The sequence below is a fragment of the Micromonospora rosaria genome (assembly GCF_001567585.1).
Taxonomy (GTDB): Bacteria; Actinomycetota; Actinomycetes; order Mycobacteriales; family Micromonosporaceae; genus Micromonospora; species Micromonospora rosaria.
Map to the genome: position 1 here is coordinate 1 of NZ_LRQV01000071.1, position 12,008 is coordinate 12,008.

Genomic DNA, 12,008 nt, shown 5'->3' on the forward strand with positions numbered 1-12,008 from the left:
GCCGGTCGCGAGGAGGCCGGTCAGCAGCAGCGCGCCGACGAGGGTACGGATGGGGGGACGGTTCACGGGTGATCACCTCCGGTGATCAGGGAGGGTCGGCGCGCGGGGGACGGGTGGCCGACGCGGGGGGTGTCCATGCAGGTTAGGGCGGGCGGAAGTCGGTCGGCCCGGGTCAGTCCGAGATCGGACCGGAAACGCTGCGTGACGATGCTCGGACGGTCCGGTTCGCCGGGTCCGGCCGGCCGGTCGTCGGGCCCGCGCGGCGAATGGAGGCGGCCCGCCGGCCGGCGTAGGCTGGGCCGGCTTGATCTCGCTGGCCCATGATCGACCTGGGGGATGCCACGCATGGGGGACTCGTTCGCGCATCTGCACGTGCACACCGAGTACTCGATGCTCGACGGTGCGGCCCGGCTCAAGGACCTCTTCTCCGAGGCCAACCGGCTGGGGATGCCGGCGGTGGCGATCACCGACCACGGCAACATGCACGGCGCGAACGACTTCTACAAGCAGGCGATGTCCGCCGGGGTGAAACCGATCCTCGGGGTGGAGGCGTACGTGGCGCCGGAGTCCCGGTTCCACAAGCAGCGCGTCAAGTGGGGCCGGCCGGAGCAGAAGAGCGACGACGTCTCCGGTAACGGCGCGATCACCCACATGACCATGTGGGCGGCGAACAAGGACGGCCTGCACAACCTCTTCACCCTCAACTCGCGCGCCTCGATGGAGGGCCACTACGTGAAGTGGCCCCGGATGGACATGGAGCTGATCGCCGAGTACGCCGAGGGGATCATCGCCACCACCGGCTGCCCGTCCGGCGCGGTGCAGACCCGGCTGCGGCTGGGGCAGTTCGACGAGGCGCTCAAGGTGGCCTCGGCGTACCAGGACATCTTCGGCAAGGAGAACTACTTCCTGGAGATCATGGACCACGGCCTCGACATCGAGCGCCGGGTCCGGGAGGGGCTGACCGAGATCGGGCGCAAGCTCGGCATCCCGCCGGTGGTCACCAACGACTCGCACTACACCCACGAGGCCCAGGCCACCGCCCACGACGTGCTGCTCTGCGTGCAGACCGGCAGCAACATCGACGACCCGAACCGGTTCCGCTTCGAGGGCGGCGGCTACTTCGTCAAGTCCGCCGACCAGATGCGGGCGGTGGACTCCTCGGAGCTGTGGCAGGAGGGCTGCCGCAACACCCTGCTGGTCGCCGAGAAGGTCGACCCGGCGGGCATGTTCGAGTTCCGCAACCTGATGCCCCGGTTCCCGATCCCCGAGGGGGAGACCGAGGAGTCCTGGTTCCGCAAGGAGACCTTCAAGGGGCTGGGCCGCCGCTACCCGAACGGGATCCCCGAGGGGCACGTGGTGCAGGCCGAGTACGAGTTGGGCGTCATCATCCAGATGGGCTTCCCGTCGTACTTCCTCGTGGTCGCCGACTTCATCCAGTGGGCGAAGAGCCAGGGCATCGCGGTGGGTCCGGGCCGGGGGTCGGCCGCCGGCTCGCTGGTCGCGTACGCGCTGGGCATCACCGACCTGGACCCGATCCCGCACGGGCTGATCTTCGAGCGGTTCCTGAACCCCGAGCGGGTCTCCATGCCGGATGTCGACATCGACTTCGACGAGCGTCGGCGCGGTGAGGTGATCAAGTACGTCACCGACAAGTGGGGTGAGGACAAGGTCGCCCAGATCGCCACCTTCGGGACGATCAAGGCGAAGGCGGCGATCAAGGACTCGGCGCGGGTGCTGGGGTACCCGTACGCGGTCGGCGACCGGATCACCAAGGCCATGCCGCCGGCGGTGATGGGCAAGGACATCCCCCTGGAGGGGATCTTCGACCCGAAGCACCCCCGGTACGCCGAGGCCGGCGAGATCCGGGGCATGTACGAGGCCGAGCAGGACGTCAAGAAGGTCATCGACACCGCGCGCGGCATCGAGGGGCTGATCCGGCAGACCGGGGTGCACGCCGCCGGCGTGATCATGTCCGCCGAGCCGATCATCGAGCACATCCCGCTGATGCGCCGGGACTCCGACGGGGTGATCATCACCCAGTTCGACTACCCGACGTGCGAGTCGCTCGGGCTGTTGAAGATGGACTTCCTCGGCCTGCGCAACCTGACGATCATCGACGACGCGGTGAAGAACATCCAGCTCAACCACGGCAAGGAGCTGGACCTGCTGGCGCTGGAGCTGGACGACAAGGCGGCCTACGAGCTGCTGGCCCGGGGCGACACCCTGGGCGTGTTCCAGCTCGACGGCGGGCCGATGCGCTCCCTGCTGCGGATGATGAAGCCGGACAACTTCGAGGACATCTCCGCCGTCCTCGCCCTGTACCGGCCCGGCCCGATGGGCGTGGACTCGCACACCAACTACGCGCTGCGCAAGAACGGCCTCCAGGAGATCACCCCGATCCACCCGGAGCTGGAGGAGCCGCTGCGGGAGATCCTCGCCCCCACCCACGGCCTGATCGTGTACCAGGAGCAGGTGCAGCGCGCCGCGCAGATCCTCGCCGGGTACAGCCTCGGCCAGGCCGACCTGCTGCGCCGGGCGATGGGCAAGAAGAAGAAGGAGATCCTCGACAAGGAGTTCATCCCGTTCCGGGACGGCTGCCGGGAACGGGGCTACTCCGACGAGGCCATCCAGGCGGTGTGGGACGTGCTGGTCCCCTTCGCCGGGTACGCCTTCAACAAGGCGCACTCCGCCGCGTACGGCCTGGTGTCGTACTGGACGGCGTACCTGAAGGCGCACTTCCCGGCCGAGTACATGGCGGCGCTGCTCACCTCCGTCGGCGACGACAAGGACAAGATGGCGCTGTACCTGTCGGAGTGCCGCCGGATGCGCATCCAGGTGCTGCCGCCGGACGTGAACACCTCCGCCGGGCCGTTCACCCCGGTCGGCAAGGAGATCCGGTTCGGCCTCGGCGCGGTACGCAACGTCGGCGCGAACGTGGTCGCCGCGATCATGCGCTGCCGCGAGGAGAAGGGCGAGTACGCCGACTTCTACGACTTCCTGAGCAAGGTCGACGCGGTGGTCTGCAACAAGAAGACCATCGAATCGCTGATCAAGGCCGGGGCGTTCGACTCGATGAAGCACCCCCGCAAGGGCCTGCTCGCCGTGCACGCCGACGCGATCGACGCGTACGCCGACGTCAAGCGCAAGGAGGCCGTCGGCCAGTACGACCTCTTCGGGGCCGGGTTCGGCGAGGCCGAGGCGGCGACCGGCAGCACCACCGTGATGCCCGTGATCGGGGAGAGCGAGTGGGACAAACGCGACAAGCTCGCCTTCGAGCGGGAGATGCTCGGCCTCTACGTCTCCGACCACCCGCTCTTCGGCCTGGAGCACGTCCTCGGCGCGGCGGCGGACACCACCATCTCCGCCCTGTCCGAGGAGGGCTCCGTCCCGGACGGGGCGGTGGTGACCCTCGCCGGGATCCTCTCCGGGGTGCAGCGCCGGGTCACCAAGCAGGGCCGGGCGTGGGCCTCGGCCACCCTGGAGGACCTGGCCGGCGGGGTGGAGACGCTGTTCTTCCCGAACACGTACGAGGTCGTCGGGCAGTACATCGCCGAGGACGCGATCGTGGTGGTCAAGGGGCGGGTGGACCGCCGCGACGACACGCCCCGGATCATGGCGATGGACATGCAGATGCCGGACGTCACCAGCAACCCGGCGAACAAGCCGGTCACCCTGACCATCCCGGTGCACCGGCTCACGCCGCCGCTGGCCGACCGGCTCAAGGAGACCCTGCTGCTGCACCCCGGCGACACCGAGGTACACGTCAAGCTGCACCGCCGCGACCGGGTCGAGACCTGGCGACTCGGCCTGTTCCGGGTCGCCCCCACCACCGCCCTGATGGGCGACCTGAAGAGCGTGCTCGGTCCGGCCAACGTCGGCTGACCGGCCGGTGGTGCCCGGCCGGTGGTGCCTGATCGGCCGGCGGTGGCTGATCGGCCGGCGGTGGCTGCCGGCCACCGCCGCCGGATTGACGCTCGGCGGAGTGCCGACCAGGCGGCCACCCAGTCGTCGGCGGCACGAATGGGTATCCTTGAAAGCTCCTCAATGCATCCACGCGAGCCTATTGAAGTGCTTGCGTATGGTGGCGTCGTGTCCATGAAGAGTGAGCCAATGTACCTGACCGGTACCGCCGGGGAGGCCACCGCGCCCGCGGCCACGCGTGGCGGGTCGTGGCGGTCGACCAGGACCTTGCCCAGTCGGTCGTTCCGGGAGGAATCGGCCGGTGAAGGCGACAGCTGACGCGGGGCTCGACACGACGCCCCTCACCGTTGCCTCCACCCGCGCCGAGATGCGGGAGTTCACCACTCGCGTGCTCGGGCACCGCACGCGGTGGAACGTCTGGGTCGGCCTGCTCGTTCTCTATCCGGTCGCGACAGCCGCCGTCGCGGCCCTCGTCCTCGTCGCCTTGATCCTCGGCGCGCTGGGGACGGAGGCGCTGGCCGAGCCGTTGCGCGACCACGCCCTGCTCCTGTCGGCCGGTACGGCGGCCTGCCTGGTCGCCGCCGTGTTCATCTGGGTCGCCCACGGGATGAAGGGCAACCAGGAGGAGCTCTTTCGGCTGCACCGGTTCGCGGCCGCCAACGGGTTCGACTTCGCCCCCGAGGTCAAGGAACCCGACCTGCCGGGACTTATCTTCCAGCGCGGCACCCTGCGTCGCTGCTCCGCACGTCTGCGCCGGTTCGGCCCTCGTCCGCTGGAGGTCGCCGACTACACCGCCTGGATTGCGAGGGGCCGCGCGGGCGAGTCGCTGCGCTGGTCGTACTTCGCCCTCACGCTCGGTCAGCGGATGCCGCAGATCGTGCTCGACGCCCGCACCGACGAAGGACGGCTGCTCGGATCAACCCTGCCCGTCCAGCCCGCGAAGGACAGACGAACGCCGCTGGGTGGCCCGTTCGAGGAAGCGTTCCGGCTGTTCTGCCCGCCCGAGGCGGAGGGCTGGGCCCGTGCGCTGTTCACGCCGGACATCGTCGCCCGCTTCGTCGGCCCCGGCAAGACCGCTTTCGACGTGGAGGTCGTCGAGGACCGCCTCTTCGTCTACTCCCACCTGCGGTCGCTGTCCTGCTGCGACCCGCAGACGTGGCGGTGGATGAGCGAGACCGCAGACGCGCTCTACGCGCGGCTCGAGGACCTGGACGACAACGTGGCCATGCCCACCCCCGATCCCGTGGGCGCCGAGAGCGCGGCAGCCGAGAGGCCGGTCGGTCTCGCGCCGCCGTACGCGCGGCTGCGCCGCCCGTTCCCGGTCATGGCTCTCGTCCCGCTCCTCGTCATGGTCGGTGTCTGGGCCGTCGCGCTCGCCGCCTAGCCTCGACGCCAGCCCGCCGGCCGGCACCGGACGGTGACGATCGTGGCCACCCTCTTTCCGGTCAGCCCGCACGCGAATCAGCCCGCACGCGAACTGGTTGCCCGGTCCGGTCGTCGCGGACCAGGTCGTGAGATTCCTGTACCAGGCCGCCGTCGACATCGCCCCGATGAAAATCTGGCTACGCGACCTCCCCCGAGATCCACACACGGCCTAGCCTCGTCGCGTGGACCTTCGTACAGCACAGCAGCTCTGGCAGCCCGAACCGGGCTGGCTCAACACCGCCAGCTACGGCCTGCCGCCCGAACCGGCCTGGGCCGCCCTCCAGGCGGCACTGGCCGACTGGCGGGTCGGCCGGACCTCCTGGGAGGAATGGGGGGCGATGACCGAACGGGCCCGCGCGGCCTTCGCCCACCTGGTCTCGGCCCCGGTCGCGGACGTGGTCACCGGGGCCACCGTCTCGCAGATCGTCGCCCCGATCGCCGCCGCGCTGCCCGCCGGCGCCACGGTCGTCGTCCCGGAGGTCGAGTTCACCTCCAACCTCTTCCCGTGGCTGGTGCAGGTCGACCGGGGCGTCCGGGTCCGGGTGGTCGGGCTGGACGGGCTGGTCGAGGCGATCGACGCCGGTACCGACCTGGTCGCGTTCAGCCTGGTGCAGTCCGCCGACGGCAGCGTGGCCCCGTACGAGCGGATCGTGGCCGCGGCCCGCGCGCACGACGCGCTGGTCGTGGTGGACGCGACGCAGGCGTGCGGCTGGCTGCCCTTCGACGCGACCCTGGCCGACGCGGTGGCGGTCGGCGGGTACAAGTGGCTGATGGCCCCGCGCGGGCTCTCCTACGGCTACCTCGCCCCGCACCTGCGGGATCGGATGCGTCCCGACGCGGCCGGCTGGTACGCCGGGCAGGACCCGCACTCCGCCTACTACGGGCCGCCGCTGCGGCTCAGCGACGACGCCCGGCGGTTCGACCTCTCCCCGGCCTGGTTCAGCGGGGTCGGGGCGGCGCCGGCCCTGGAGCTGCTCGTCGAGATCGGGATCCCGGCGGTGCGCGACCACGACGTGGCGCTGGCCAACCGGTTCCTCGCCGGGCTCGGCCGCCCGCCCGGCGACAGCGCGATCGTCACCGTGGACGTGCCCGGCGCGCAGCAGCGACTGGAGCGCGCCGGAATCCGGGCGGCGGTGCGGGCCGGCCGCGTCCGGGCCTCCTTCCACCTGTACTCGACGCAGCACGACGTCGACCTGGCCGTCGCCGCGCTCACCGACTGAGCGGCGGTCGCCACCTGCCCCGGCGGTCCCCGGTCGGCACGGTCCGCGCCGGTGGGCACGGTCCGCGCCGGTGGGCACCGGTGCGGGGCCGGCGCGGCAGGTCCCGGCGGGGCGCATCCACAGCGTCCGGTCCGGACGAAGTCCCGGGTAGTGACCGTCTACCCGGGAGGTGCGTCCGGTGCGGACCGATCCGATGTCGACCGATGCCGTCGAGGAGGCCCGCAAGCGGCTGACGGCGGCGGCCGAGGACCTGGACACCGACGGTATCGCCGGGCTGGTGCTGGAGTACGCGCAGCGGTCCGGGGTGGCGCCGTTCTGGGCGCAGGTGTGCGTACCGCTGCTGGCGGCGCTGCCGGGTCGGGACGGCACCGGGATCGCGGTCGAGCACGCCCTGTCCGAGGGCGTCCGGGTGGGGCTGGACGTGCACGGGCGGGTGCCCCGTCGGCCGTACCCGCCCGACGGGGTGCTGCTCGCCGGTGCCGAGCAGGAGACGCACTGCCTCGGGCTGCACGCGCTCGCCGCGGCCCTGCGCGAGCAGGGACGGGGGTGCCTGCTGCTCGGCCCGGCGCTGCCCTGGGTGGCGCTGGCCGGCGCGGTGTACCGGACCCGCCCGCACACCGTCGTGGTCTGGTCCCAGACCCCGGTCACCGGCCGGGCGTACCGGCTGGTCCGGTTCAGTCGGGACTTCCCGTCGGTGCGGGTCCGGGCGGCCGGGCCGGGCTGGATCGAGCCGCTGCCCGCCCCGCTGGACCGGTTCACCAGCCTGATCGCCGCCGCCCGCGCCTGCTGACCGGACCGACCGGGGGCCGGTGCCGGCGGAGGGGGTCGGATCGGCGCGGTCAGGCCGGGGGCAGGGGCGGGGGTGCCAGCAGGCCGCGCAGCAGGGCGGCGAGCGCGGCCTCCGGGGCGAAGTCGGGCTCGGGGTGGGCGACCTGGGTGAAGAGCAGCCCCTCGACGAGCGCGAGCAGGGTCCGCAGGTCGGGCTGCGGGTCGGCTGAGCCCAGGGCGGCGAGCAGGGGTACCCCCCAGCCCGCCAGCCGGTCCCGCCCGGCGGCGATGGCCGGCCGCAGGTCGGGGCGGACGGCCGCCTCCATGAACAGGGCCTGCCGGGCCAGGACGAGGCCGCGCTGCGGGCCGGCGAGGTCGCGCAGCAGCCGGCCGAGCACGGCGACGAATCCGGCGACGTCGGTCGGCGGGCGGTCGGCGGCGAGCCGGTCCCAGGCCGCCGTCTCCTGCTCCAGCACCCGGTCCAGCGCTGCGGTGAGCAGGGCGTCGCGGGTGCGGTACTGGTTGGAGGCGGAGCCCTCCGGCAGCCCGGCCGCCTCGTCCACGGCGCGGTGGGTGAGCTGGCGCAGGCCCCGGGCGCCGAGCACCCGGATGGCCGCGTCCTGGAGGCGCTGTCGCCGATCGGTCACCCGCTCACACTACAGTCGTAGTCGAGGCGACTACATCTGTAGTAACCTGCCGGTATGGGCAGGCGAGCTGTGGTGGTGGGGGGCGGCATCGGTGGGTTGGCGACGGCGCTCGGGCTGCGCCGGGCGGGCTGGGCGGTCACCGTCCTGGAACGTGCCGGCGGGCTGCCGGAGACCGGCACCGGGCTGGGCATCTGGCCGAGCGCGCTGCGGGCCCTCGACGCCCTCGGGGTGGGCGAGCAGGCCCGGCGGCGGGGCCGCCCGCAGCTCGGCGGCGAGTTCCGCCGCCCCGACGGCAGCCGGATCGCCACCATGGACCTCCAACGGCTGGCCCGCCGGCACGGCGAGACCGTGCACCTGCTCGACCGCCCCACCCTGCTCGGCCTGCTCGCCGAGGCGCTCCCCGCCGACGTGCTCCGGTTCGCCGCGCCGGTGGACCGCCTCGCCGACCTCGGCACCGACCACGACCTGGTGGTGGGCGCCGACGGCCTGCGCAGCGTGGTCCGGGCCGAGCTGTACGGCGAGCGGTACCCGCTGCGGTACGCGGGCGTCGTCGCCTGGCGGGGGGTGGCCCCGCTGGAGGTCGGCGTCGGCGGCGAGACCTGGGGGCGGGGCGTGAAGGTCGGCGTCACCCCGCAGGGCCCCGGCCGCACCAACTGGTACGCCGTGAAGGCCGCCCCGGCGGGCTGGCGGCCGGCCGACGGGCACCTCGCCGAACTGCGCCGGCTCTTCGGCGACTGGCACGATCCGGTGCCCCGCCTGCTGGCCGCGATGGACCCGGCCGACGTGCTCTGCCACGACGTGCACGACCTCACCCCGCTGCCGGGCTACGTCCGGGGTCGGGTCGCGCTGCTCGGCGACGCCGCCCACGCGATGACCCCCGACCTGGGCCAGGGCGCCTGTCAGGCGCTGATCGACGCGGTAACGCTCGCCGGGTGCCTCGACGACGCCGGCGCCGACGTGGCCGCCGGGCTGCGGGCGTACGACCGGCTGCGGCGACCCCCGACGCAGCGGATGGCCGCGATGGCCCGCCGGGCGGGGTGGCTCGGGCAGGTCCGGCGCGGGACCCGGCTGCGCGACGCGGCGCTGCGCCTGGCGATGGTCGCGGGTCCACCCGGCTGACGGGGTGCGGGGACGGTGCCCGGCGTGTCCCCGGGCGCGTCGTCGCCGGTCGCCCAGTAGGGTGTCGAACACACGTACTGCTGGCGGTCGGGGAGGAGGCGGCGTGCGGGTGCTCGGCGTCGACCCGGGGCTGACCCGGTGCGGGGTCGGCGTGGTCGAGGGGGTCCCCGGCCGGCCCTGCACCCTGGTCGCCTACCACGTGGTGCGCACCGACCCGGCCGACGAGCTGCCGACCCGCCTGCTGCACCTGGACCGTGCCCTCACCGACCTGGTCGCCGAGCACCGGCCGGAGGCGGTCGCCGTCGAGCGGGTGTTCAGCCAGCACAACGTCCGGACGGTGATGGGCACCGCCCAGGCCAGCGGGATCGCCGTGCTCGCCGGGGCCCGCGCCGGGCTGCCGGTGCAGACGTACACGCCGAGCGAGGTGAAGGCGGCCGTGACCGGTTCCGGTCAGGCGGACAAGCGCCAGATGACCGTCATGGTGACCCGGCTGCTGCGGCTCGCCGAGCCGCCGAAGCCCGCCGACGCGGCGGACGCCCTGGCGCTGGCGATCTGCCACGTCTGGCGCGGGGGTACCCGGTCCCGGCTGGCCGCCGCGACCGAGCGGGTGCGACGAGGAGGAGCAAGATGATCGCCAGCGTACGCGGCACCGTGGTCGCGACCGGTCCGGACCACGCGGTGGTGGAGGTCGGCGGGGTCGGTCTCGCCGTCCAGTGCGCCCCCGGCACCCTGGCCGGCCTGCGGGTCGGCACGCCGGCCCGGCTCGCCACCAGCCTGGTGGTCCGGGAGGACTCGCTCACCCTCTACGGGTTCGCCGACGACGACGCCAAGGCGCTGTTCGAGCTGCTCCAGACGGCCAGCGGGGTGGGGCCCCGGCTGGCCCAGGCGGTGCTCGCCGTGCTCACCCCCGACGAGGTGCGCAAGGCCGTCGCCAACGCCGACACCGCCACCCTGACCCGGGTCCCCGGCATCGGCAAGAAGGGGGCCGAGCGCCTGGTCCTGGAGCTGCGTGACCGGATCGGCCCGGTGCCGGTGGGCGCCGACGGCGCGGCCGGGGTGACCGGCGGCAACTGGCCCGAGCAGGTCCGGCAGGCCCTGGTCGGGCTGGGCTGGACGGCCGGGCAGGCCGACCAGGCCGTGGCGGCGGTCGCGGAGACCGTCGACGGGGAGACCCCGCCGGTGCCGGTCCTGCTCAAGCAGGCCATCCGACTGCTCGGCCGGACCCGATGACCGCGCGGCGCGGGCCGGGCCCGTACGCCCCGCGCGGGGAGGGACCGCGATGACCGAGCCGAACCTGGTCTCGGCGTACGCCAGCGAGGCGGAGCGGGACGCGGAGGTCAGCGTCCGGCCCCGCCGGCTGGCCGACTTCATCGCCCAGCACCGGGTCCGTGACCAGCTCGACCTGCTCCTACAGGGGGCCATGCGGCGGGGTTCCCCGCCGGACCACATCCTGCTCTCCGGCCCGCCCGGCCTGGGCAAGACCTCGCTGGCCAACATCGTCGCCGCCGAACTGGGCACCGGGATCCGGGTGACCAGCGGCCCGGCCATCGAACGCTCCGGCGACCTGGCCGCCATCCTGACCAGCCTGGCCGAGGGCGACGTGCTCTTCATCGACGAGATCCACCGGATCGCCCGGCCGGCGGAGGAGCTGCTCTACAGCGCGATGGAGGACTTCCGGGTCGACGTGGTGGTCGGCAAGGGCCCCGGAGCCACCGCGATCCCGCTGGACGTCGAGCCGTTCACCCTGGTCGGCGCGACCACCCGGTCCGGCCTGCTCACCGGCCCGATGCGGGACCGGTTCGGGTTCGTCGCGCACCTGGACTTCTACTCCCCGGCGGACCTGGAGGCGCTGCTGCACCGGTCGGCGCGGATCCTCGGCGTGCCGATCACCGACGACGGCGCCGCCGAGATCGCCGGCCGGTCCCGGGGCACGCCCCGGATCGCCAACCGGCTGCTGCGCCGGGTGCGGGACTTCGCCGAGGTCCGGGCCGACGGCGTGGTCACCCTGGAGACCGCGCGGGCGGCCCTGACCGTGTACGACGTCGACGCCCTCGGCCTGGACCGGCTGGACCGCGCGGTGCTGACCGCCCTGGTCGACTCGTTCCGGGGCGGCCCGGTCGGGCTCTCCACCCTGGCGGTGGCGGTGGGGGAGCAGCCGGACACGGTCGAGGAGGTCTGCGAGCCGTTCCTGGTCCGGGCCGGGCTGCTGGCCCGGACGCCGCGTGGTCGGGTGGCCACCGAGGCGGCCTGGCACCATCTCGGCCGTATCCCGCCTAATGGTACATTTGGCCTCGACGCCCCGCCCGTGCCCGATCTGTTCACCCGTGCGCCGGAACAGCCGTGATCCGTTCGTGATCTGTGCCGCATTCGGCGTTCCCAGGTGCAGGGACTAGACTCGCCGCGGTCTACAGGACGTGAGAATTCGCTTCCACTCCGGCGCACACCGCGCCGACGGGGAAGCTGATGGGAAGGTCAGCACCGTGCTTATCGCAGCAGAGGGCGGCGGGGGAGCCGGCAGTTTCACGCCGCTCCTGATGATCGCTCTGCTCTTCGCCGTCATGTACTTCATGATGATCCGCCCCCAGCAGAAGCGCCGCCGTGAGGCGGAGCAGATGCAGTCCGGCCTGGGCCCCGGCGACGAGGTGGTCACCATCGGCGGGCTCTACGGCACGGTCACCGGCGTCGACGACGAAACCGTCCTGCTGGAGGTCGCCCCCGGCGTGCAGACCCGGTACGCGCGTCCGGCCGTCGCCCGGGTCGTCAAGCGGGCCGAGCAGGAGGACGAGGAGGCCACGCCGGCCCCCTCCACCGTCGAGAGCGCCGAGGCCGTCAAGGAGTAATCGCCGCGCCCGACGGGGCAGCGGAGATATCGTCACAAGTGGATAGTTGGATCGGTGTCCCGGTCGGC

General features: G+C 73.1%; 10 protein-coding genes. 9 read left to right on the plus strand and 1 reads right to left on the minus strand.

Translation table 11 applies throughout. The annotated features are described in order from the left end of the window. Positions 1 to 345 precede the first annotated feature (345 nt). The 4 genes from dnaE (at position 346) to AWW66_RS18765 (ending at position 7,356) form a co-directional block, all read left to right on the plus strand. Positions 346 to 3,882 (plus strand): DNA polymerase III subunit alpha, encoded by a 3,537-nt coding sequence (dnaE, locus tag AWW66_RS18750; protein ID WP_067367969.1) that lies wholly within the window; start codon positions 346 to 348, stop codon positions 3,880 to 3,882. Positions 3,883 to 4,222: 340 nt separating this feature from the next. Continuing rightward, positions 4,223 to 5,305, plus strand: coding sequence for a hypothetical protein (locus AWW66_RS18755; RefSeq protein WP_067367971.1), 1,083 nt, complete (start codon positions 4,223 to 4,225; stop codon positions 5,303 to 5,305). 223 nt (positions 5,306 to 5,528) lie between these two features. After that, positions 5,529 to 6,566 (plus strand): aminotransferase class V-fold PLP-dependent enzyme, encoded by a 1,038-nt coding sequence (locus AWW66_RS18760; protein ID WP_067367974.1) that lies wholly within the window; start codon positions 5,529 to 5,531, stop codon positions 6,564 to 6,566. Between the two features lie 178 nt (positions 6,567 to 6,744). Continuing rightward, the gene (locus AWW66_RS18765) at positions 6,745 to 7,356 is read left to right on the plus strand and encodes a transcriptional regulator (protein ID WP_245648371.1); all 612 of its coding nucleotides are present in this window, start codon (positions 6,745 to 6,747) and stop codon (positions 7,354 to 7,356) included. Positions 7,357 to 7,405: 49 nt separating this feature from the next. On the opposite strand, the gene AWW66_RS18770 is transcribed toward AWW66_RS18765, so the two are convergent. Further along, complete coding sequence (locus tag AWW66_RS18770; RefSeq protein WP_067367975.1) at positions 7,406 to 7,981, minus strand: TetR/AcrR family transcriptional regulator; 576 nt, start codon at positions 7,979 to 7,981, stop codon at positions 7,406 to 7,408. Positions 7,982 to 8,035: 54 nt separating this feature from the next. On the opposite strand from AWW66_RS18770, the gene AWW66_RS18775 reads away from it, so the two are divergent. From AWW66_RS18775 to yajC, 5 genes are all read left to right on the plus strand, one after another. Further along, positions 8,036 to 9,100: an FAD-dependent oxidoreductase gene (locus tag AWW66_RS18775; protein WP_067367978.1), complete on the plus strand. Its 1,065-nt coding sequence runs from the start codon at positions 8,036 to 8,038 to the stop codon at positions 9,098 to 9,100. A 103-nt stretch (positions 9,101 to 9,203) separates the two neighbouring features. Further along, entirely contained in the window at positions 9,204 to 9,731 is a 528-nt protein-coding gene (ruvC, locus tag AWW66_RS18780; protein WP_067367983.1) for a crossover junction endodeoxyribonuclease RuvC, read from the plus strand. Next, the gene (gene ruvA, locus AWW66_RS18785) at positions 9,728 to 10,330 is read left to right on the plus strand and encodes a Holliday junction branch migration protein RuvA (RefSeq protein WP_067367986.1); all 603 of its coding nucleotides are present in this window, start codon (positions 9,728 to 9,730) and stop codon (positions 10,328 to 10,330) included. The genes ruvC and ruvA overlap by 4 nt, the downstream gene beginning before the upstream one ends. Before the next feature lie 49 nt (positions 10,331 to 10,379). Beyond that, positions 10,380 to 11,444 carry a Holliday junction branch migration DNA helicase RuvB gene (gene ruvB / locus AWW66_RS18790; RefSeq protein WP_067367989.1) on the plus strand — a complete coding sequence of 355 codons (1,065 nt, stop codon included), beginning with the start codon at positions 10,380 to 10,382 and terminating at the stop codon, positions 11,442 to 11,444. A gap of 136 nt (positions 11,445 to 11,580) precedes the next feature. Further along, positions 11,581 to 11,940, plus strand: a complete 360-nt coding sequence (gene yajC / locus AWW66_RS18795; RefSeq protein ID WP_067368059.1) for a preprotein translocase subunit YajC — start codon at positions 11,581 to 11,583, stop codon at positions 11,938 to 11,940. The last annotated feature ends 68 nt before the right edge of the window (positions 11,941 to 12,008 follow it).